Annotated in this window: 1 rRNA gene; it reads right to left on the bottom strand. The window is 58.3% G+C overall.

What is annotated here, in order from left to right:
• Positions 1–97: ribosomal RNA gene (locus tag GWK61_RS55720) — 16S ribosomal RNA — on the bottom strand; the annotation flags it as partial.
• Positions 98–259 lie beyond the last annotated feature (162 nt).

The following is a 259-nucleotide window of genomic DNA, read 5'->3' as shown; positions in this document are numbered from 1 at the left end:
CCACTGATCCCCGCCCGAAAGCGGTTCACCGTTCGACTTGCATGTGTTAAGCACGCCGCCAGCGTTCGTCCTGAGCCAGGATCAAACTCTCCATTGATGATTATCACCAGCCGACCGGAATAAGGTCGGACAGAGGTGTCAGAAGAGTCACCTGGCAAGTAGACCGACAACCCGACGGGGGTCGGGAAGCGTCTACCAACCATGTGTTCAATGACGCTCGGACCATCGCTCACGAGGAGCGCAGGACCGAGGTCGCATG

This window comes from Catenulispora rubra (assembly GCF_015356825.1).
Classification (GTDB): Bacteria; Actinomycetota; Actinomycetes; order Streptomycetales; family Catenulisporaceae; genus Catenulispora; species Catenulispora rubra.
This window is presented reverse-complemented; position numbering and strand designations above follow the sequence as displayed.